Below are 24,436 nucleotides of genomic sequence, written 5' to 3'. Positions count from 1 at the left end.
GGCGGATCCTGGTTCTGGTCTTGATGGGTTTGTGGGGACGGGGAACGCGGCCAGTGTGGTGTCGGGCCGGTTGTCCTACACCTTCGGGCTGGAAGGCCCGGCGGTAACGGTGGACACGGCGTGCTCCTCGTCGCTGGTGGCGTTGCATTTGGCGGCGCAGGCGTTGCGGTCGGGTGAGTGCACTTTGGCGTTGGCGGGTGGGGTCACGGTGATGGCGACCCCGGGTGCGTTCGTGGAGTTCTCCCGCCAACGCGGCCTCGCCGCCGACGGCCGCTGCAAGGCTTTCTCCGACACCGCTGATGGCACCGCCTGGGGTGAGGGCGGCGGCCTCGTCCTGCTCGAACGCCTGTCGGACGCCGAACGCAACGGCCACCAGATCCTGGCGGTGATCCGCGGTTCTGCGGTGAACCAGGACGGCGCCTCGAACGGTTTGACCGCGCCGAATGGGCCGTCGCAGCAGCGGGTCATCCGGCAGGCCCTGGCCGCCGCGCGGCTGGAGCCGTCCGAGGTGGACGCGGTGGAGGCGCACGGCACCGGGACAGCGCTCGGGGACCCGATCGAGGCCCAAGCGCTGCTGGCCACCTATGGGCGGGATCGTGAGCGGCCGTTGTGGTTGGGGTCGGTGAAGTCGAACATCGGGCATACCCAGGCCGCGGCGGGGATCGCTGGTGTGATCAAGATGGTGCAGGCCATGCACCACGGCGTGCTGCCGAAAACCCTGCACGCCGATCAGCCCACCACCCAGGTCGACTGGTCCAGTGGCGCGGTCGCGTTGTTGACCGACACCACGACCTGGCCCGAGAGCGACCGGCCTCGGCGGTCCGGTGTGTCTTCGTTCGGGTTCAGCGGGACCAACGCCCACCTCATCCTCGAACAAGCACCCGCGATCGACGCACCCGTCGACCACACGCCGGTGGACCGGGTGGTGCCGTGGGTGCTGTCCGGCAACACCGAGGAAGCCCTGCGGGCACAGGCCCACACCTTAATGTCGCATGTGGACAGTCGTGAACTTGTCGATGTCGCGTTCACGTTGGCGACCTCGCGCACGGCGCTGGAACACCGCGCCGCGATCATCGCGGGGGATCGGGACGAGTTCGTTCGCGGTCTGACCGCGCTCGCTGAGGGCACTCCGGCGGCCAGTGTGGTGGAAGGGCTCGCGGTCGAGGGGCGTGCCGCTGTCTTGTTCTCGGGTCAGGGTGCGCAGCGCGCGGGCATGGGTAAACGGCTATATGGGGAGTTCCCCGTTTTCGCGGATGCTCTCGATGCGGTGTGCGCGTATCTGGACAAGTCCCTGGATCGGTCGATCAAGGACTTGATGTTCGCCGAGGACGGCGAGCTGCTCAACCAGACCCAGTACACGCAGGCTTCCCTGTTCGCGCTGGAGGTCGCGCTCTATCGGCTGGTCGAGTCCTGGGGCATCCGCCCCGACTTCGTGACCGGGCACTCCATCGGCGAGCTGACCGCGGCGCATGTGGCCGGGGTTCTGTCTCTCGAAGACGCGGCGGCGCTGGTGGCCGCGCGGGGCCGGTTGATGCAGGCACTGCCGACCGGTGGGGCGATGCTGTCGGTGCAAGCCACCGAAGCCGAGATCGCGCCGCTGCTGGAGGGGCTCGAAGACCGGGTTTCGATCGCGGCGATCAACGGGCCGCAGTCTGTCGTGGTCGCGGGCGATGAAGAGGTCATCGCTGGGTTCGAGGCGTCCTGGGAGTGGAAGACCAAGCGCCTCACGGTGTCCCACGCGTTCCACTCACCCCGTATGGAGCCGATGCTGGCGGAGTTCCGCGCTGTCGCCGAGGGTCTGTCGTTCCAGGCACCGAAGATTCCCGTGGTGTCCAATGTGACCGGAGAGGTCGCGGAGGTGACGGACCCGGAGTATTGGGTGCGGCATGTTCGTGCGGCGGTGCGGTTTGCCGATGGTGTGCGGTTCCTGGCCAGCCAGGGTGTGACCGCGTTCCTGGAGCTGGGTCCGGATGGTGTGCTGTCGGGGATGGCGCAGGAGTCCATTTCGGACGCCGCGCTCGTACCTGCCTTGCGGCGTGACCGGGATGAGGTCGTGTCGTTGACCACGGCGGTGGCACGGTTGCACACCACCGGTGTGTCCATCGACTGGCGCGCCTTCTTCACCGGCACCCACGCCCACCACACCGACCTGCCCACCTACGCCTTCCAACGACAGCACTACTGGGTGACCGGCGGGATGTCCGCCGGGGACGTGAGCGCCGCCGGGCTGGCACCGGCCGAGCACCCGCTGCTGGGTGCCGCGGTCCCGCTGCCCGCCACCGACGGGTTTCTGTTCACCGGCCGCCTGTCGGCCCAGACCCACCGCTGGCTCGCCGATCACGCGATCGCCGGGTCGATCCTGCTGCCGGGCACGGCGTTCGTCGAGATGGCGATCCGCGCCGGTGACGAGGTCGGCTGCCAGTTCGTCGAGGCCCTGAGCATCGACGCCCCGCTGGTGCTGCCCGAGCACGGCAGCGTCCAGATCCAGCTCGTGGTCGGCGGCATGGACGACGCCGGCCGCCGCACCCTGGCGATCTACTCCCGGCCGGCCGACGCGGCCGCGGACCAGCCGTGGACCCGCCACGCGAGCGGTTTCGCGGCCGAAGGGAACCGGACGGCACCGGCCGACCTGGCCGCCTGGCCGCCCGCGGACGCCGAAAGCGTCGACGTGAGCGGGTTCTACGAAGTGCTCACCGACGCCGGTTATGGCTACGGCCCGGCGTTCCAAGGGGTCAGGGCGGCTTGGCGCCGCGGGGACGAGGTGTTCGCCGAGGTCTCGCTCGCCGAGGAGTTCCGGTCGGACGCGGGCGAGTTCGGCCTGCACCCCGCGCTGCTGGACGCTGCGCTGCACGCGGCGGGGCTCGGTGCGTCCACAGTGGATGGTCTCGGTCTGCCGTTCGAGTTCAGCGGAGTCACCCTCCACGCAACGGGTGCCGCCTCCGTGCGCGCAAGGCTGGCGCCCGCGGGCGGCGGCATCTCGGTGACCCTGGCGGACGACACCGGTGCCCCGGTCGCGTCCATCGAGTCGCTCGTGCTCAGGACCGTGTCCGCGGACCAGCTCGCCGAGGCGCGCTCCACCGACGCACTGTTCCAGCTCGACTGGCCGGTGCTGGCCGGTCTCGCCGACACCGCGCCCACCGGGACCTGGTCCGTGCTCGGCCCCGACCCGCTGCGGCTCGCGGAGTCCGGTGTGGACATCACGACCTGCGAGTCGCTGGACGCGGTCACGTCCGTTCCGGACGTCCTTTTCGTACCCTGCGCGCCGGAGTCCGCAGTGGACCCGGACGCGGTTCGCCGCGTGACGAACCGGGTGCTCGGGCTCGTCCAGTCCTGGCTCGCCGACGACCGGTTCGCCGAATCCCGGCTGGTGCTCGTCACCCGGGGCGCGGTCGCGGCCACCCCCGGCGAGGACGCGACCGATCTCGCGCACGCCGCCGCATGGGGACTGGTGCGCTCGGCGCAGTCGGAGAACCCCGGCCGGTTCGTCCTGCTCGACCTCGACGACGCTCCGGAATCCGCGCGGCGGATCGCGGCCGTGCTCGCGACCGACGAAACCCAGGTGGCCGTCCGCGGCGGTGAAGTGCGCGCGGCCCGCCTGGCCAGGGCTGGTTCCGGTGAGGTGCTGGTGCCGCCGGCGGGCACCGGGGCGTGGCGCCTGAACGTCAGCAGCAAGGGCACCCTGGAAAACCTGGCCCTGGTGCCGCACCCCGAGGCGGCCGCGCCGCTGGGTGCGGGTGAGGTGCGGATCGCGGTGCGGGCGTCCGGGGTGAACTTCCGCGACGTGCTGATCGCGCTGGGCATGTACCCGGGCGATGCCGACATGGGCAGCGAGGCCGCCGGTGTGGTGGTCGAGGTCGGATCCGGGGTGACCGATCTGCGCCCCGGCGACACTGTGATGGGGATGACCGCGCGGACCTTCGGCCCGATCGCCGTGGCCGACCGCCGCACCCTCGTGCCGATGCCGCCCGGATGGACCTTCGAACAGGCCGCGTCGACGCCGCTCGTCTTCCTGACCGCCTACTTCGGACTGTTTGATCTGGGCAGGTTGAGTGCTGGCGAGTCGGTGCTGGTGCATTCGGCCGCCGGTGGAGTGGGGATGGCCGCGGTGCAGTTGGCGCGGTGGCGTGGTGCCGAGGTGTTCGCGACAGCATCGCCGGGTAAGTGGGATGTGTTGTGGGGTCAGGGTTTTGATGCGGAGCACGTGGCGTCGTCGCGGGATCTGGAGTTCGAGGGGAAGTTCCTGACGGCCACGGGTGGTCGTGGGGTGGATATGGTGCTGGATGCGTTGGCGCGGGAGTTCGTCGACGCCTCACTGAGGTTGCTGCCCCGCGGCGGCCGGTTCTTGGAGATGGGGAAGACGGATCAGCGCGATCCGGAGCAGATCGCCGCCGAGCATCCCGGTGTGCTGTATCGGGTGTTCGACTTGGTGGAGGCATCTTCGGAGCGGGTCCAGGAGATGCTGGTCGAGTTGGTGGGCCTGTTCGAGCAGGGTGTGCTGACGCCGTTGCCGGTCCGGTCGTGGGATGTGCGGCGGGCGCCGGAGGCGATGCGGTTTTTGGGCCAGGCCAAGCATGTGGGCAAGGTCGTGCTGACCATGCCCACTACGTTGGATCCCGAGGGCACGGTGCTGGTCACCGGCGGCACCGGGACCCTCGGCGGCCTCGTCGCCAAGCACTTGGTCACCGAACACGGTGTGCGGAACCTGGTGCTGACCAGCCGCCGCGGCCCCGCCGCCGATGGCGCCACCGAACTGATCGCCGAACTGGCCGACCTCGGCGCCCACGCCGAAGTGGTTGCCTGCGACGCCGCCGATCGCCAGGCGTTGGCGGCCGTGCTGGACACGATCCCGGCGTTGACGGGCGTGGTGCACACGGCGGGCGTGCTCGATGACGGCGTCGTTTCCACCTTGACGCCCGAGCGGCTCGACGCGGTCCTGCGGCCGAAGGTCGACGCGGCGTGGAACCTGCACGAGCTGACCGCCGACAATGACCTGGCGATGTTCGTGCTGTTCTCCTCCGCGGCCGCCACCTTCGGCGCGCCGGGGCAAGGAAATTACGCTGCCGCGAACGCGTTCCTCGACGCTCTCGCCGCGCACCGCCGCGCCAACGGGCTGCCCGCCCAGTCCCTCGCCTGGGGTCTCTGGGCGCAGCGCAGCGCCATCACCGGTGACCTCGACGACGCCGATCTCCAGCGGATGGCCCGCGAAGGCGTGCGCCCGCTCTCTTCCGAGCAAGGCTTGGACCTCTTCACCATCGCGTCCACTGTGGACGAACCGATGCTCGTGCCGGTGGGCCTCGACGTGGCGGCGTTGCGCACGCAGCACGACATACCGCCGTTGCTGCGCGGGCTCGTCAGGTCCACCGCCCGCCGCGCGGTGGAGTCCGGCGCGAGCACCTCCGGACTGGCCCAGCGCCTGACCGGGCTGAGCGTCGACGAGCAGCAGGCCACCGTGCTCGGGGTGATCCGCTCGCACGTCGCCGCGGTGCTCGGGCACACCTCGGCCGAATCGGTCGGCGCCGACCGCGCGTTCAAGGAACTCGGGTTCGACTCGCTGACCGCGGTCGAACTCCGCAACCGGCTCACCTCGGCGACCGGGCTCCGGCTGCCCGCCACGCTGGTGTTCGACTACCCCTCGCCCGCGCTGCTCGCGGAATTCGTTCGCACCGAACTGGTCGGCGCCGCGGGCACGACGAGCACGCGGGTGGGCACGGGGGTCCGCACCGACGACGACCCGATCGTCGTCGTGGGCATGAGCTGCCGGTTCCCCGGCGGCGCCGAGTCGCCGGAAGGCCTGTGGGACCTGGTCGCCACCGGCACGGACGCGGTTTCGGGCTTCCCCGAGGACCGCGGCTGGGACCTGGCCGGGCTGTACGACCCCGACCCCGACCGGCCGGGTAAGAGCTACGCCAACGAAGGCGCTTTCGTCTACGACGCGGACGAGTTCGACGCCGAGTTCTTCGGGGTGTCCCCGCGCGAAGCGCTCGCCATGGACCCGCAGCAGCGGATCCTGCTGGAGTCCTCGTGGGAGGTGTTCGAACGTGCCGGTATCTCGCCGGCTTCCGTGCGGGGCAGCCAGACCGGTGTGTTCGTCGGCGCCTACGGCATGGGGTACGGCGCCGGCACGGACCCGTCGGCGCACAACATCGAGGGGTACACCTCCACCGGCGAGCTGACCAGCGTCATCTCCGGCCGCGTCTCCTACACGCTCGGGCTCGAAGGCCCGACGTTGACGGTGGACACCGCGTGCTCGTCGTCGCTGGTCGCGGTGCACCTGGCGGCACAGTCGCTGCGGCAGGGCGAATGCACGATGGCGATCGCGGGCGGTGTTTCCGTGATGGCCAGCCCCGCCGCGTTCATCGACTTCAGCAGGCAGCGCGGGCAGGCGAAGGACGGCCGGTGCAAGCCGTTCTCGGATTCCGCCGATGGCACGGGCTGGGGTGAGGGCGTCGGTCTGCTGCTGCTGGAGCGGTTGTCCGACGCCGAGCGGAACGGGCACCGCGTGCTGGCGGTCGTGCGCGGGTCGGCGGTCAACTCCGACGGTGCGTCGAACGGGTTGACGGCGCCGAACGGTCCGTCGCAGCAGCGGGTGATCCGGCAGGCGCTGGCGAACGCACGGCTGGACGTGTCCGATGTGGACGCGGTGGAAGCGCATGGGACCGGGACTTCGCTCGGTGATCCGATCGAAGCGCAGGCTCTGCTGGCGACGTATGGGCAGGGTCGTGAGCGGCCGTTGTGGCTGGGGTCGATCAAGTCGAACATCGGCCACACCCAGGGTGCGGCTGGTGTTGCCGGGATCATCAAGATGGTCGAGGCGATGCGGCACGGGGTGTTGCCTGCGTCGTTGCATGTGGATGAGCCGTCGTCGCATGTGGACTGGTCTTCGGGTGCGGTGTCGTTGCTGAGGGAGTCGGTGTCGTGGCCGGAGACGGGTGGGCCGCGGCGTGCTGGTGTGTCGTCGTTCGGGATCAGTGGGACGAACGCGCACGTGATCGTGGAGCAGGCTCCCGCGATCGAGGCTGACGCTGAGCGCGCGCCGGTGAGCCGGGTGCTGCCGTGGGTGCTTTCGGGTAGCAGCGAGGAGGCGTTGCGGGCGCAGGCGGAGCGCCTGGTGCCGCGTGTGGACGATCACGAGATCGTCGACGTCGCCTACTCGTTGGCGACAACGCGGGCGGCGATGGAGCATCGCGCCGTCGTCGTCGCGGGCGACCGGGACGAGTTCGTTCGCAACCTGACCGCGCTGGCCGGGGGCATTCCGGCGGCGGGTGTTGTGACGGGGCTTGCGGGTGAGGGTCGTGCCGCGGTTCTGTTCACGGGGCAGGGTGCGCAGCGTGCGGGCATGGGCAGGCGGCTATATGGGGAGTTCCCCGTTTTCGCTGACGCTCTCGACACGGTGTGCGCGGAACTGGACAAGTCCCTGGATCGGTCGATCAAGGACCTGATGTTCGCCGAGGACGGCGAGCTGCTTAACCAGACGCAGTACACGCAGGCTTCGCTGTTCGCGCTGGAGGTGGCGCTCTACCGCTTGGTCGAGTCCTGGGGCATCCGCCCCGACTTCGTGACGGGGCATTCGATTGGTGAGCTGACCGCGGCGCATGTGGCCGGGGTTCTGTCGCTTGAGGACGCGGCGGCGTTGGTGGCGGCGCGGGGTCGGTTGATGCAGGCCCTGCCTACGGGTGGGGCGATGTTGTCGGTGCAGGCCACCGAAGCCGAAATTGCGCTGCTGCTGGAGGGGCTGGAAGAGCGGGTTTCGATTGCGGCGGTGAACGGGCCGTGGTCGGTCGTGGTCGCCGGTGACGAGGATGTGATTGCTGGGTTTGAGTCGGCGTGGGAGTGGAAGACGAAGCGGCTGACGGTGTCGCATGCGTTTCATTCGCCGCGGATGGAGTCGATGCTGGCGGAGTTCCGCCGGGTTGCGCAGGGGCTCGCTTTCCAGGAGCCGAAGGTTCCGGTGGTGTCCAATGTGACCGGTGCGCTGGCGGAGGTGACCGACCCCGAGTACTGGGTTCGGCACGTGCGCGAGGCGGTGCGGTTCGCCGATGGTGTGCGGTTCCTGGCTGATCAGGGCGTGACCGCGTTCCTGGAGCTGGGGCCGGACGGCGTGCTGTCGGGGATGGCACAAGAGTCCATTTCGGACGCCGCGCTCGTTCCCGCGTTGCGGCGCGATCGTGACGAGGTTGTCTCGCTGACTGCGGCGGTGGGTCGTTTGCACGCCACCGGTGTGTCCGTCGACTGGGAGGCGTTCTTCGCTGGTACTGGTGCACGGCGGGTGGATCTGCCGACCTATGCCTTCCAGCGGCAGCGCTACTGGTTGTCGCCGGACGCCACCTCGAGCGAAGCCGATCCGGTGGATTCGCGGTTTTGGGATTTGGTTGAGGGTGGTGATGTTTCGGGGTTGGTGGATGCTCTTGAGCTTGATGGTGATGGGGCGTTGCGTGAGGTTGTTCCGGCGTTGTCGTCGTGGCGTCGTCGTCGGCGGGTTGAGTCGGTGGTGGAGTCGTGGCGGTATCGGGTGGTGTGGCAGCCGGCTTCCGCGGGCGAGGCCGATTCGCTATCCGGCCGCTGGCTGCTGATCACCGGTACCGCTGACGCGGTGGCCGATGAGGTTGCTGGGGCGCTGGCCGGTGCTGGTGCCGAGGTGGTTCGGGTTGCGGCCGATGAGGTGTCCGATGTGGACTCGACCGGGGTGACCGGTGTGGTGTCCCTGCTGGCCCTGGATGCGGACGCGATCTCCGCTGGTGTGGTGGACACGGTCGCGTTGGTGCGGGCGCTGGGTGTCGCTGGGGTGGATGCCCCGGTGTGGTGTGTGACCCGGGGTGCGGTGTCGGTGGGCCGCTCGGATCGAGTGGACGCGTTGGTACAGGCGCCGGTGTGGGGCTTGGGTCGGGTTCTGTCCGCGGAGCAGCCGCAGCGCTGGGGCGGTTTGCTGGATCTTCCCGAGGTCCTGGACGAGCGTGCCTTGTCGCGGTTGGTGACGGTGTTGGCGGGGTCGGGTGAGGATGAGGTTGCGGTGCGGTCGACGGGGTTGTTTGCCCGTCGTTTGCTGCGTGCTTCGTCGGTGTCGGGTGGCTGGCGTCCACAAGGGACGGTGTTGATCACCGGTGGTACCGGTGCGTTGGGTGGGCAGGTCGCTCGGTGGGCGGCGGGTCAGGGTGCGCAGCGACTGGTGTTGCTGTCGCGTCGTGGGCCGGAGGCTCCGGGGGCGGCTGAGCTGGAGGCTGAGCTGGCGGCACTGGGTGTTGAGGTTCGGATCGTTGCGTGTGACGCCGCTGATCGGGACGCGCTGGCCAGGGTTCTCGACGGCGAGTCGGTGAACGCTGTGGTGCACACCGCGGGCGTGCTCGATGACGGTGTGGTCGAGTCGCTGACCTCGGACCGAATCGAGTCGGTCGTCGGGCCCAAGGCGGATGCGGCGTGGAACCTGCACGAGCTGACCGCCGGGTACGACCTCGACGCGTTCGTGCTGTTTTCCTCGGCTGCCGGAACGTTGGGTTCGCCGGGGCAGGGCAACTACGCCGCGGCGAATGTCTACCTTGATGCGTTGGCGGAACTCCGTCACCAGCAAGGACTTCCGGCGATTTCGATCGCTTGGGGAACCTGGGCTGGGGCTGGGCTCGCTGACAGTGCTGCTGTCGTTGAGCAATCGCGGCGCAGCGGTATGCGGGCGATGGATCCCGAACAGGCCGTCACCGCGCTCACCAACGCCATCCCGGCCACCGGGCCCACCCTCGTCATCGCCGACCTCGACTGGCCGCAGCTGGCGCAGCGCCTGTCGCCCAGCGGGGACAACCCGTTGCTGTCCGCGCTGCCGGAAGCCCGGATCGAGCAGGCGACCGGTTCGGTCACGGGTCTGGTTGATCGGCTTCGGGTGGTGGGGGAGTTGGAGCGGGAGTTGGTGTTGGGTGAGGTGGTGCGGGGTCATGTGGCGGCGGTGTTGGGGTTTGGTTCGGTGGGTGAGGTGCGTGGGGGTCGGGCGTTTCGGGATTTGGGTTTTGATTCGTTGACGGCGGTGGAGTTTCGGAATCGGTTGTCGGTGGAGACGGGGGTGTCGTTGCCGTCGAGTGTGGTTTTTGATTATCCGACGGTGGAGGCGTTGGTCGGGTTTTTGCTGGGTGAGTTGTTGGGGGTGTTGCCGCAGGTGGTGCGGGATGTGCCCGCGGTGGGGGTGGGGGTGGATGAGCCGGTCGCGATCGTGGCGATGGGCTGCCGCTTCCCAGGCGGGGTGATGACGCCGGAGGGGTTGTGGGATGTGGTGGTGTCGGGTCGCGATGAGGTGTCGGAGTTCCCGACGGATCGGGGCTGGGACCTGGCGGGGTTGTTCGACACCGACCCGGACCGGGTAGGGACGTCGTATGCCCGCCATGGCGGGTTCGTCCACGACGCGGGGTTGTTTGATGCGGGGTTGTTTGGGATTTCCCCGCGTGAGGCTTTGGCGATGGATCCGCAGCAGCGGATGTTGCTGGAGTTGGCGTGGGAGGTGTTCGAACGCGCCGGACTCGACCAGATTTCCCTGCGGGGCTCGGACACCGGGGTGTTCGTGGGCTCGAACGGACAGGACTACCTGAACCTGCTGGCGGATCCTGGTTCTGGTCTTGATGGGTTTGTGGGGACGGGGAACGCGGCCAGTGTGGTGTCGGGCCGGTTGTCCTACACCTTCGGGCTGGAAGGCCCGGCGGTAACGGTGGACACGGCGTGCTCCTCGTCGCTGGTGGCGTTGCATTTGGCGGCGCAGGCGTTGCGGTCGGGTGAGTGCACTTTGGCGTTGGCGGGTGGGGTCACGGTGATGGCGACCCCGGGTGCGTTCGTGGAGTTCTCCCGCCAACGCGGCCTCGCCGCCGACGGCCGCTGCAAGGCTTTCTCCGACACCGCCGATGGCACCGCCTGGGGTGAGGGCGGCGGCCTCGTCCTGCTCGAACGCCTGTCGGACGCCGAACGCAACGGCCACCAGATCCTGGCCGTGATCCGTGGCAGCGCGGTGAACCAGGACGGCGCATCCAACGGCCTGACCGCACCGAACGGTCCCTCGCAGCAGCGGGTCATCCGGCAAGCTCTCGCCGCCGCGCGGCTGGGGCCGTCCGAGGTGGACGCGGTGGAGGCGCACGGCACCGGGACAGCGCTCGGGGACCCGATCGAGGCCCAAGCGCTGCTGGCCACCTACGGTCAGAGCCGAAATGCGCCGTTGTGGTTGGGGTCGATCAAGTCGAACATCGGGCATACCCAGGCCGCGGCGGGGATCGCTGGTGTGATCAAGATGGTGCAGGCCATGCAGCACGGCGTGCTGCCCAAAACCCTGCACGCCGATCAGCCCACCACCCAGGTCGACTGGTCCAGTGGCGCGGTGTCCCTGCTGACCGACACCACAACCTGGCCCGAGAGCGACCGGCCCCGCCGGTCCGGGATCTCCTCGTTCGGGTTCAGCGGCACCAACGCCCACCTCATCCTCGAACAGGCCAGCAACACCACCACCGGTGCTGAGCGGTCTCCGGTGGATCGTGTTGTGCCGTGGGTGCTTTCGGGTAGTACCGAGGAGGCGTTGCGGGCGCAGGCTGAGCGTCTGGTTTCGCGTGTGGACGGTCGTGAGCTTGTCGATGTCGCGTTCACGTTGGCGACCTCGCGTACGGCGCTGGAACACCGCGCCGCGATCATCGCCGACAATCACGAAGACTTCCGCGCCGGCCTGACTGCGCTTGCTGAGGGTGCTCCGGCGGCCAGTGTGGTGGAAGGTGTCGCGGTCGAGGGCCGTGCGGCGATCTTGTTCACCGGTCAGGGTTCTCAGCGTGTGGGGATGGGCAGGCGGCTATATGGGGAGTTCCCCGTTTTCGCGGATGCTCTCGATGCGGTGTGTGCGTATCTGGACAAGTCCCTGGATCGGTCGATCAAGGAGTTGATGTTCGCCGAGGACGGCGAGCTGCTCAACCAGACCCAGTACACGCAGGCTTCGCTGTTCGCGCTGGAGGTCGCGCTTTACCGGCTGGTCGAGTCCTGGGGCATCCGCCCCGACTTCGTGACCGGGCACTCCATCGGCGAGCTGACTGCCGCGCACGTGGCTGGGGTGCTCAGCCTCGAAGACGCTGCGGCGCTGGTGGCCGCGCGGGGCCGGTTGATGCAGGCCCTGCCCGCGGGTGGGGCGATGCTGTCGGTGCAAGCCACCGAAGCCGAGATCGCTCCGCTGCTGGAAGGTCTCGAAGACCGGGTGTCGATCGCGGCGATCAACGGGCCGCGGTCGATCGTGGTCGCCGGTGACGACGAGGTGATTGCTGGGTTCGAAACGTCCTGGGAGTGGAAGACCAAGCGGCTCAAGGTTTCGCATGCGTTCCATTCGCCGAGGATGGAGCCGATGCTGGCGGAATTCCGCGCTGTCGCCGAGGGTCTGTTGTTCCAGGCGCCGCGGATTCCAGTGGTGTCCAATGTGACCGGAGAGGTCGCGGAGGTGACGGACCCGGAGTATTGGGTGCGGCATGTTCGTGCGGCGGTGCGGTTTGCCGATGGTGTGCGGTTCCTGGCTGATCAGGGCGTGACCGCGTTCCTGGAGCTGGGGCCGGACGGCGTACTGACCGGGATGGCACAGGAGTCCATTTCGGACGCCGCGCTTGTGCCCGCGCTGCGTCGTGACCGGGATGAGGTCGTGTCGTTGACCACGGCGGTGGCACGGGTGCACACCACCGGTGTGTCCATCGACTGGCGCGCCTTCTTCACCGGAACCCACGCCCACCACACCGACCTGCCCACCTACGCCTTCCAACGACAGTACTACTGGGTCGAGCCCCCTTCGGCGACGAAGACGGTCGACGATTCGGTGGATTCGCGGTTTTGGGATTTGGTTGAGGGTGGTGATGTTTCGGGGTTGGTGGATGCTCTTGAGCTTGACGGTGATGGGGCGTTGCGTGAGGTTGTTCCGGCGTTGTCGTCGTGGCGTCGTCGTCGGCGGGTTGAGTCGGTGGTGGAGTCGTGGCGGTATCGGGTGGTGTGGCAGCCGGTTTCCGCGGGCGACCCTGGTTCGCTGTCCGGGCGCTGGCTGCTGATCACCGATTCCGCGGCTGACGATGTGGCCCTGCTGGAAGGGGCATTGGTTCGCGCCGGTGCCGAGGTCGTCCGGGTTCGGGCCGACGAGGTGTCCGATGTGGACTCGACCGGGGTAGCCGGTGTGGTGTCACTGCTCGCGCTGGACGTGGACTCGGCCGTGTCCGGTGTAGGCGACGCGATCGGCGTGGTGCGGGCGTTGACCGAGGCCGGGGTGGCTGCTCCGGTGTGGTGGGTGACCCGGGGGGCTGTCTCGACAGGTCGTTCAGACCAGGTAGATGCGCTGACGCAGGCGCCGGTGTGGGGCTTGGGTCGGGTGATGGCCGCGGAGCAGCCGCATCGCTGGGGCGGTCTACTGGATCTGCCCGCAACCGTCGACGAGCGTGCCCTGTCGCGGCTGGTCGCGGTACTGACCGGAATCGGTGAGGATGAGGTCGCGGTGAGGTCGACGGGGTTGTTCGCCCGTCGCCTGCTGCGCGCACCAGCGGCCACCGGCGGATGGCGTCCACAAGGGACGGTTCTGATCACCGGTGGCACCGGTGCCCTCGGCACTCAGGTCGCGCGCTGGGCAGCCGCTCAAGGTGCACAGCGACTGGTGCTGCTGTCCCGCCGTGGGCCGGAGGCTCCGGGCGCGGCTGAGCTGGAAGCCGAGCTGACGGCGGCCGGTGCCGAGGTTCGGATCGTGGCGTGTGACGCCGCCGACCGCGAAGCACTGGCCAGGGCTCTTGAGGGCGAGCCGGTGAACGCCGTGGTGCACACCGCGGGCGTGCTCGATGACGGCATTGTGGAGTCGTTGACGTCGGAGCGGATCGAGTCGGTGGTGCGCCCGAAGGCGGATGCGGCGTGGAACCTGCACGAGCTGACCGCTGACCTTGATGCGTTCGTGTTGTTCTCGTCGGTGGCCGGGACGTTGGGTTCGCCGGGGCAGGGCAACTACGCCGCGGCCAACGTCTACCTCGACGCATTGGCGGAACTCCGTCACCAGCAAGGACTTCCCGCGACCTCGATCGCGTGGGGAACCTGGGACGGGGCCGGATTCGCTGACAATGCTGCTGTCGTTGAGCAGTCGCGGCGCAGCGGTATGCGGGCGATGGCCCCTGAACAGGCCGTCACCGCGCTCACCAACGCCATCCCGGCCACCGGGCCCACCCTCGTCATCGCCGACCTCGACTGGAACCAGGTCGCTCAGCGGCTGGCTTCGACCGGTGCCAACCCGCTGTTCTCGGCGCTGCCCGAAGCACAGATCCAGAGCACACCCGTCACCACCGGATCCGGCCTCGTCGACCGGCTTTCCGCGGCGTCGCGGTCCAAACGGGAATCGATCCTGCTCGACGTGGTGCGGGCGCACGCGGCAGCCGTGCTCGGATTCGCTTCACCCACCGAAGTCCGCGCGGGCAAGGCGTTCCGCGACCTCGGTTTCGACTCGCTCACCGCGGTCGAACTCCGCAACCGGCTGACCGCCGAAACCGGCATCACCCTGCCCGCAACGGTCGTCTTCGACTACCCGAGCCCCGAAGCGCTCGTCGGCTACCTGCTCGGCGAACTCCTCGGCGCGCTGCCCGATTCTCCTGTTACCACAACGGTTTCGGTGGTGGCGGATGAGCCGGTGGCGATTGTGGCGATGAGTTGTCGTTTTCCGGGTGGGGTGGGTTCTCCGGAGGATTTGTGGGGGTTGGTGTCGGGGTCTGGTGATGCGATTGGGGAGTTGCCGTCGGATCGTGGGTGGGATTTGGCGGCGTTGTTCGATGATGATCCTGGTCGGGCTGGGACGTCGTATTCGCGTGCTGGTGGGTTTTTGTATGAGGCCGCGGAGTTCGATCCGGGGTTGTTCGGGATTTCGCCGCGTGAGGCTTTGGCGATGGATCCGCAGCAGCGGTTGGTGTTGGAGGCGGCGTGGGAGGTTTTCGAGCGGGGTGGGATCGATCCGTTGTCGTTGCGGGGCAGTGACGCGGGGGTGTTCCTCGGCGCCTGCTCCCAGGGCTACGGCACCGAACTGGGCGAGGTCCCCGAAGGGCTCGAGGGCTACTTCATCACGGGTGCTTCGACGAGCGTGATGTCCGGCCGCGTCGCCTACACCCTCGGGCTGGAAGGCCCCGCGATGACCGTCGACACCGCGTGCTCCTCCTCGCTGGTGACCCTCCACCTTGCCGCGCAGGCACTGCGTGCGGGCGAATGCTCACTCGCGGTCGCAGGTGGTGTCACCATTCTGTCCACAGCGGACTCCTTCTCGGAGTTTTCGCGGCAACGCGGGCTCGCGGCAGACGGCAAGTGCAAGGCGTTCGCCGCCTCGGCGGACGGCTTCGGCCAGGGCGAAGGCCTCGGGCTGCTCCTGATGGAGCGCCTGTCCGACGCGAAGCGCAACGGACACCAGGTGCTCGCCGTGGTCAGGGGCAGCGCGATCAACCAGGACGGCGCGTCGAACGGCCTGACCGCGCCGAACGGTCCTTCGCAGCAGCGGGTGATCCGACAGGCCCTTGCCAACGCGCGACTCGAACCGTCCGAAGTGGACGCGGTCGAAGCGCACGGCACCGGGACCCCGTTGGGTGACCCGATCGAAGCGCAGGCCCTGCAGGCGACCTACGGGCGAGACCGGGAAGAGCCGTTGTGGCTGGGCTCGGTGAAGTCGAACATCGGGCACGCGCAGCAGGCGGCCGGGGTGGCCGGGGTGATCAAGATGGTCCTCGCCCTCCGGCACGGCGTGCTCCCGCCGACCCTGCACGTCGACGAGCCCACATCCCAGGTCGACTGGACATCCAGCACGCTTTCACTGGTCACCGAAACGACTCCGTGGCCGGAGACGGGACGACCGCGCCGTGCTGGTGTGTCGTCGTTCGGATTCAGCGGGACGAACGCGCACGCGATTCTCGAGCAGGCGGAACCCGTCGAGGTTCCGGCCGCCGAGCCGTTCTCGGGCGTGGTCCCGTGGGTGCTCTCGGGTAAGAGCGAAGAGGCACTGCGCGCTCAGGCCGAGAGGCTTTCCACCTTCACCGCGGACGACGATCTGCTGTCCGCGGCGGACATCGGCTTCTCGCTCGTGAGCACGCGGGCGACGCTCGAACACCGCGCGGTGATCGTCGGCGCCGACCACGAGACCTTCCGGACCGAGCTGCACGCCCTCGCCTCCGGCGAAGCGGCGGAGGCGATCCACGGTGTCGCCGACGTTCAGGGCAAGGTCGTGTTCGTGTTCCCTGGTCAGGGTTCGCAGTGGGTCGGCATGGCCGTGGACCTGCTGGAGTCCTCGACGGTGTTCGCAGACCGGTTCGCCGAGTGCGAGCACGCGCTTGCTTCCTTTGTGGACTGGTCGCTGTCCGAGGTGGTCAGTGACGAGGCCGCGTTGGAGCGGGTGGATGTCGTGCAGCCCGCGCTGTGGGCGGTCATGGTGTCCTTGGCCGCGGTGTGGCGTTCCTACGGTGTGGAGCCTGCCGCGGTGGTCGGTCACTCGCAGGGTGAGATCGCGGCGGCGGTGGTCGCGGGTGCGTTGTCCCTTGAGGACGGTGCTCGTGTGGTGACGTTGCGTAGCCAGGCGATTCGGGACGAGCTGGCCGGTAAGGGTGGCATGGTTTCGATCGCTCGGCCGGAGAGCGTTGTGGTGGAGCGGATTGCTCGGCTCGGTGATCGGGTCGCGGTGGCCGCGGTGAACGGTCCTGGGACGACGGTGATCGCGGGTGAGCCCGAAGCTCTGGCTGAGATTCTGGCGGAGTGCGAGGCGGAGGATGTTCGGGCGCGGAAGATCGCGGTGGACTACGCCTCGCACACTCCGCAGGTGGAGTCCATCCGGGACCGTCTGCTGGACGTGCTTGGCCCGATCCGGCCGCGTAGTGCTGAGATCGGGTTCTTCTCCACGTTGACCGGTGACTGGCAGGACACCACGGGGCTGGATGCTCGTTACTGGGTGGAGAACCTGCGTCATACGGTGAAGTTCGAGCAGGCGACCCGGTCCCTGTCCGAGCAGGGGTATGGGTTCTTCGTCGAGTCCAGTGCGCATCCGGTGCTGACGATGAGCGTGCAGGAAACCCTCGACGCAATCGATGTCGATGGCGTGGCGTTCGGGTCGTTGCGCCGCAACGAAGGCGGCTTGGACCGCTTCCTGACTTCGGTGGCCGAAGGCTACGTCCGCGGCCTTGCCGTTGATTGGGCACCTGCGTTCCCGTCGGGTGCGCGGCGGGTGGAGCTGCCGACCTACGCCTTCCAGCGCCAGCGTTATTGGCTGGAGCAGGCCGTTCCGACGGGCGGGCTGATGACCACGGATGTGGTGGAGGCGCGGTTCTGGGACGCGGTGGAGAACGAGGACCTGGAGGCCTTGGCTGGGACGTGGGAGATCGATGGTGATCGCCCGTTCAGCGAGGTGTTGCCGGTGTTGTCGTCGTGGCGGCGGCAGCGTCGTCAGCAGTCCACAGTGGACCAGTGGCGCTACGGCATCACCTGGAAGCCGCTCACCACTGCTGCCGCGCGGTTGTCCGGTACGTGGTTGCTGATCAGCGAGCCTGAGACTGAGACGGCCGCTTGGTTCGCTGACACCCTGCGCGCACACGGCGCTGATGTGGCCACCGTTGAGGCGGGCGATCGCACGGGGATCGATGAGCTGGGTGCGGTCGCCGGGGTGGTGTGCCTGGTCAGCGAGGTCGCGCAGACGTTGACGGTGGTGCAGGCACTGCTCGACAGCACGGTCACGGCGCCGGTGTGGATTGCTACCCGGGGTGCGGTGTCAGTCGGCCGTTCGGACCGGGCTGCCGATCCTGAGCTGGCGCAGATCTGGGGGCTGGGTCGCATTCTCGGTCTGGAGCACCCGGACCGGTGGGGTGGTCTGCTCGACTTTCCCGCCACCAGTGACAGTCGTGCGGCTGCGCGGGTCGCTGCGGTGCTGGCGGGGATCGATGATGAGGATCAGGTCGCGGTGCGCGATTCGGGCGTCTTTGCGCGTCGTCTCACGCGGTCGCCGTTGGCGGATCGGGAGCCGGTGCGGGAGTGGTCGCCGCGCGGGACGGTCCTGGTCACCGGTGGCACCGGCGCGCTCGGCGGGCACGTGGCCCGGTGGCTGGCCGCGAACGGTGCCGAGCACCTGGTCCTCACCTCCCGTCGCGGTCATGACGCCGACGGTGCGGGCGAGTTGGAAACCGAGCTGACTGGTTTGGGTGCGCGGGTCACGATCGCGGCGTGCGATGCCGCTGATCGCGATGCCTTGGCGGCGGTGCTGGCCGAGCACGGTCCGGTCAGCGCGGTGGTGCACGCGGCGGGGGTGGGGGAGTTCGCGCCGCTGACCGAGACCACGGTCGATGATCTGTCTCGCATCATCAGTGCGAAGGTCGATGGCGCCCGCAACTTGGATGAGTTGCTTGGTGATGCCGAGTTGGATGCGTTTGTGTTGTTCTCCTCCAACGCTGGTGTGTGGGGTGGCGGTACCCAAGGCGCGTATGCGGCGGGCAATGCGTTCTTGGACGCGTTGGCGGAGCAGCGTCGTGCTCGCGGGCTGACGGCGACGTCGATTGCGTGGGGTGCGTGGGGCGGCAGTGGCCTCGCCGCGTCGGATGCAGCCGAGGACACCCTGCGCCGTCGTGGTGTGTTGCCGATGGCGCCCGAGTCGGCGGTGGCCGCGTTGGTGCAGTCGGTCGAGCACGGTGAGACGTTCGTGGCGGTGGCCGATGTGGACTGGGCGAGGTTCGTGCCCGGGTTCACCGAGGCCCGCCCGCGCCCACTGATCTCCGACATCCCCGAAGCACGCCAGGCATTCGAGGCAGAGGAAGAAACCACTACCGAAGGTTCGGCATTCGCGGAGAAACTCGCCGGACTGTCCGAAGTGGAACGACAGCGGACCGCGGTGGAACTGGTGCGCACCATGGCCGCCTCGGTGCTGGGCGTCGGCGGCGCATCCGAGGTGCCGCCGACTCAAGCCTTCCGCGAGTTGGGTTTTGATTCGTTGACGGCGGTGGATTTGCGGAATCGGTTGTCTTCGGTGACGGGGTTGAGGTTGCCGTCGTCGTTGGTGTTCGACTATCCGAACGCGACAGTGCTGGCCGGGTTCCTGGTCGGTGAGGTGACGGGTGCGGTGGCGGAGGTGGCCGCGCCGACGGTGGTGGTCGATGCTGCTGGTGATGATCCGGTGGTGATTGTGGGGATGGCGTGCCGGTATCCGGGTGGGGTGAATTCTCCGGAGCAGTTCTGGGACCTGGTGGAGTCCGGGAGTGATGGGATTTCGGTGTTCCCGACCGATCGGGGTTGGGACCTGGACGGGTTTTATGGTGAGTCCGCGGTGTCGGATCAGGCGCGTGCGGGTGGGTTCTTGTATGACGTGGCGGAGTTCGACGCGGGGTTGTTCGGGATTTCGCCGCGGGAGGCCCTGGCCATGGATCCGCAGCAGCGTCTGGTGCTGGAGGCGGCCTGGGAGACCCTGGAACGGGCCGGGATCGCACCTCTGTCGTTGCGGGGGAGCCAGACCGGGGTGTTCGTGGGTGCCTCGGGTCAGGGGTATGGGGCGGGGTTGATGCAGGCCGCCAGCGACGCCGTCGAGGGCTACCTCACCACCGGCGACGCGGGCAGCGTGGTCTCCGGCCGCGTCTCCTACACCCTCGGCCTCGAAGGCCCGGCGGTCACGGTGGACACGGCGTGCTCGTCCTCTCTGGTGGCGTTGCATTGGGCTGCGCAGTCGGTGCGGTCGGGGGAGAGCAGCCTCGCGTTGGCCGGTGGTGTCGCGGTGATGGCCTCGGCGGGTGCGTTCGCCGAGTTCGGTAAGCAGGGCGGTCTGGCGGGTGATGGCCGCTGCAAACCCTTCGCCGAAGCCGCCGATGGCACCGGGTGGGGTGAGGGTGTCGGCATGGTGCTGCTGGAGCGCCTCTCCGACGCCAAGCGCAACGGACATGAGGTGCTGGCCGTGATTCGCGGTAGCGCGGTGAATCAGGATGGCGCGTCCAACGGCCTGACCGCGCCGAATGGTCCGTCGCAGCAGCGGGTGATCCGCCAAGCCCTGGCCAACGCCGGTCTCACGGCCACCGAGGTGGATGCGGTGGAAGCACACGGCACCGGGACCACACTCGGTGACCCGATCGAGGCTCAGGCTGTGCTGGCGACCTACGGGCAGGATCGGGAGCGGCCACTTCTGCTGGGTGCGGTGAAGTCGAATATCGGGCACACGCAGGCGGCTTCCGGGGTGGCTGGGGTGATCAAGATGGTGCAGGCGATGCGGCACGGTGTGCTGCCCAAAACACTGCACACCGATAAGCCGTCGTCGCATGTGGACTGGTCGACCGGCGCGGTCGGACTACTCACCGAGAACACACCGTGGCCGGAGACCGGTGCGCCGAGGCGTGCCGGTGTGTCCAGCTTCGGGGTCAGCGGCACCAACGTGCACACCATTCTCGAACAAGCACCCACCACCACCAGCACCCCCACCGAAGAGCGGGTCCAGGTCGACCGGCCGCTGCCGTGGGTGCTCTCGGGCAAGACCCAGGACGCGGTACGCGCACAGGCATCCCGGCTCCTGTCCCATGTGGACGGACTGAACGAAGCGGATGTCGCCTACTCCCTTGCCACCACCAGGACCCCACTCGAACACCGCGCCGTGGTCATCGGGAACGACTTCCACGCCGGACTCGCCGCGATCGCCGAAGGACGGGTCACCTCGGGTGTGGTCACCGGGGAGGCGTCCGCTGGTGGCACGGCGGTGTTGTTCTCTGGTCAGGGTTCGCAGCGTGCGGGAATGGGCAAGCAGCTATATGGGGAGTTCCCCGTTTTCGCGGACGCCCTGGACGCGGTGTGCGCGCAACTGGACAAGTCCCTGGATCGGCCGATCAAGGAGTTGATGTTCGCCGAGGACGGCGAGCCGCTCAACCAGACCCAGTACACGCAGGCGTCGTTGTTCGCGCTGGAAGTGGCGCTCTACCGGCTGGTGGAGTCCTGGGGTATCCGCCCCGATTTCGTTACCGGGCATTCCATCGGCGAACTCACCGCGGCCCACGTGGCCGGGGTACTCAGCCTGGAGGACGCGGCCGCGCTGGTGGTCGCGCGCGGACGGTTGATGCAGGCCTTGCCCACCGGTGGCGCCATGCTGTCGGTGCAGGCCGCCGAAGCCGATGTCCTGCCGTTCCTGGAAGGGCTCGAAGACCAGGTCTCGATCGCCGCGATCAACGGACCGGCCTCGGTCGTGGTCGCCGGGGACGAGAACGTGATCGCCGAGCTGGAATCCGACCTCGTGTGGAAGACCAAGCGGCTCAAGGTCAGTCACGCGTTCCACTCACCGCGCATGGAGCCGATGCTGGCCGACTTCCGCAAGGTCGCGGAAAGCCTGACGTTCGAGGTGCCGGAGATTCCGGTGGTGTCCAATGTGACCGGTGCGGTCGCGGACGTCACCGATCCGGACTACTGGGTCCGGCACGTGCGGCACGCGGTCCGCTTCGCCGACGGAGTCCAGTACCTGGCAGGCCAGGGCGTGACGACGTTCTTGGAGCTGGGTCCGGACGGCGTGCTGACGGGGATGGCTCAGGACACCGCGCCCGAGGCCACCCACATCCCCGCGCTCCGCCGCGACCGCGACGAGGCGCATACGCTGACCACCGCCGTCGCGAAACTCCACACCGCAGGTGTTTCCGTCGACTGGCAAGCGTTCTTCGACGGCACCGGCGCCCGAACCGTGGACCTCCCCACTTACCCGTTCCAGCGGCAGCGGTTCTGGTTGAGCGCATCCGAGCGGCCGACAGGGGACGTCGCGTCGATCGGACAGCGCTCGGCGGAGCACCCGCTGCTGGGCGCCGGTGTCGAACTGCCGGAAACGGGCGGCTACCTGTGCACCGGCCGCCTGTCGCGGCAAAGCCACCCCTGGCTGGCCGACCACTTCGTGGCCGGGGCGGTCCTGCTGTCCGGCAACACCTTCGTCGAGCTGGTGGTCCGCGCTGGCGACGAGGTCGGCTGCGGATCCGTCGAGGAGCTGGCGGTGCTCGCGCCGCTCGTGCTGCCCGAGCAGGGCGGCGTCGTGGTGCAGGTCGCCGTGGGCGGGGCCGACGAGACGGGGCGCCGTCCGGTGTCCGTGCACGCCCGGCCCGAAGAAGGCGACGGCGAATGGGCGCGTCACGCCGAAGGAGTCCTTTCCGGACAGACCGGAGCGGCCGGGTTCGACCTGTCGGCGTGGCCGCCGCAGGACGCCCAGCAGGCCGACGGAACGGACGAGGTCTACGCGAGGCTGGCGGCGCAGGGCTACGAGTACGGCCCCGCGTTCCAAGGCCTGACCGGCGCCTGGGTGCGAGGTGACGAGGTGTTCGCACAGGTCGCGCTCGACGCCGAGCAGGACGTCACGGGCTTCGGAATCCACCCCGCCCTGCTGGATGCCGCCGCGCACGCGGTCGGCCTGCTCCCTGGCGAGGACGACGGCGCGGGTCTCCCGGCAGCCTGGCAGGGGATCTCGGTGTTCGCCTCCGGGGCGAGCGCGGCACGGGTGCGGCTCGCCCGTGCCGACGACGGTGGCGTGTCGCTGCAGGTCGCCGACGAAACGGGCGCGCCGGTCGCTTCGGTGCGGTCGATGACCGTGCGACCGGTCGCGGCCGACGAGATCGAAGCGGGCCGCGAGACGCGCGTGGACTCCTTGTTCCGTCCACAGTGGACGAAACTCGCCCTGCCCGATTCCGGCGGCTCCGGTGTGGACTGCGCGGCACTGGGTACGGATTCGCGGGGCTTGCCGGTGTTCGCGGATCTGGCCGCACTGGCCGGGTCCGGCGAGGTGCCGTCGGTCGTGGTCGCTTCGGTTCCGGGTGGCGGATCGCCGGTGGAGGCGGCCAAGTCCGCGGCCGGTGCCGTGTTGAAGCTGGTTCAGGACTGGCTGGCCGATGACCGCTGGCTCGCGGCGAAACTGGTCGTGGTCACGAAGGGCGCGGCCGCGGTCGAGCCGGGTGAGGTGATCGATCCGGCGGTGGCGTCGGCGGTCGGGTTGGTGCGATCGGCGCAGTCGGAGCACCCCGACCGGTTCTGGGTGCTCGATCACGACGGTGACACGCTGACCCCGGCGCTGCTCGGGTCGCTGCTGGAGCTGGACGAGCCGCACCTGGCGCTGCGCGACGGTGCGGTGCACGCGCCGAGGTTGGCGCGCGTGCGGGAGGCCGGTGAACTCCGGCCGCTGGATCCCGAGGGCACGGTGCTGGTCACCGGCGGTACCGGCACGTTGGGCGGGCTGGTCGCCAAGCACCTGGTCACCGAGCACGGCGCCAAGCACCTGGTGCTGACCAGCCGCCGCGGCACGGCGGCGGAAGGCGCGGCCGAACTGGTGGCCGAGCTGACCGGCCTCGGCGCCCATGCCGAAGTCGTCGCCTGCGATGCCGCCGACCGTGACGCACTCGCCGCCGTACTCGAAGCAATCCCGGCCGAGCATCCGTTGACGGGTGTGGTCCACACGGCGGGTGTGGTCGACGACGGGGTGATCTCGGCGCTGACTCCGGAACGGCTCGACGCGGTGATGCGGCCGAAGGTCGACGCCGCGTGGAACCTGCACGAACTGACCAAGGACAACGACTTGGCGATGTTCGTGCTGTTCTCCTCGGCATCGGCGACCTTCGGTGCGGCAGGGCAAGGGAACTACGCCGCCGCGAACGCCTTCGTGGACGCGCTCGCACAGCACCGGCGGGCGCTCGGCCTGCCAGCCCAGGCACTGGCCTGGGGCATGTGGGCGCAGCGCAGCGGCCTGACCGGTGACCTCAGCGACGTCGACGTCGCCAGGATCGCCGGCGACGGGGTGCGCCCGCTGACCTCGGAGCAGGGCCTCGGCCTCTTCACCATTTCGTCCACTGTGGACGAGCCGGTGCTGGTGCCGGTGGGGTTGGAGCTGGCCGGATTGCGTGGTGCGGTCAGGGTTCCGGCGTTGTTGCGGGGGTTGGTGCGTGGTGGGCGGCGTGTCGCCAGCGCGGGTGGTGCGGTGTCGGGTGGTGCGGGGTTGGCGGATCGGCTGGCCGGGTTGGGTGAGCCGGAGCAGCGGGAGGTGTTGCTGGGTGTGGTGCGGGATCAGGTCGCGGCGGTGCTCGGGTACACCGACGGGGAAGCCGTCGGTGCGAGCAAGGCGTTCCAGGAGATGGGTTTCGACTCCCTCACTTCGGTGGAACTGCGCAACCAGCTCAACGCCGTCACCGGTTTGCAGCTGCCCGCCACGCTGCTGTTCGACTACCCCAATCCCACCGTCCTCGCCGACTACCTCCGCGGCAGGGTGTCCGGCACGTCCGCGCTCGGCGGCGCCGCGGCGGTGCTCGCCGAACTCGACAAGATCGAGCGGGACCTCGGTGCGGTGTCCACAGAGGACGTCGAGGCCGCGACGATCGGGGTTCGCCTGCAGGCGGTTCTCGCGAAGTGGAACGAAATCAATGACGCCGCCGAACCAGGAGACGCCGACGATCTCAAATCGGCGAGCGTCGACGACATATTCGACATCATTCACAACGAGTTCGGGAAGTCCTGA

1 protein-coding gene (only partly in view) is annotated in these 24,436 nt (G+C 68.9%); it reads left to right on the top strand.

The genetic code is table 11. The features are described from left to right. Positions 1 to 24,436 carry the 3' portion of a type I polyketide synthase gene (locus HUW46_RS48265; protein WP_254126011.1) on the top strand. 4,940 nt of this gene lie to the left of the window's left edge, so 24,436 of the gene's 29,376 nt are visible here — the last part of the coding sequence; the start codon falls outside the window, past its left edge; the stop codon is at positions 24,434 to 24,436.

Source organism: Amycolatopsis sp. CA-230715 (assembly GCF_018736145.1).
Lineage (GTDB): Bacteria > Actinomycetota > Actinomycetes > Mycobacteriales > Pseudonocardiaceae > Amycolatopsis.
Note: the sequence above shows the minus strand (reverse complement) of the source record. Positions and strands in the feature narration are given on the sequence as shown.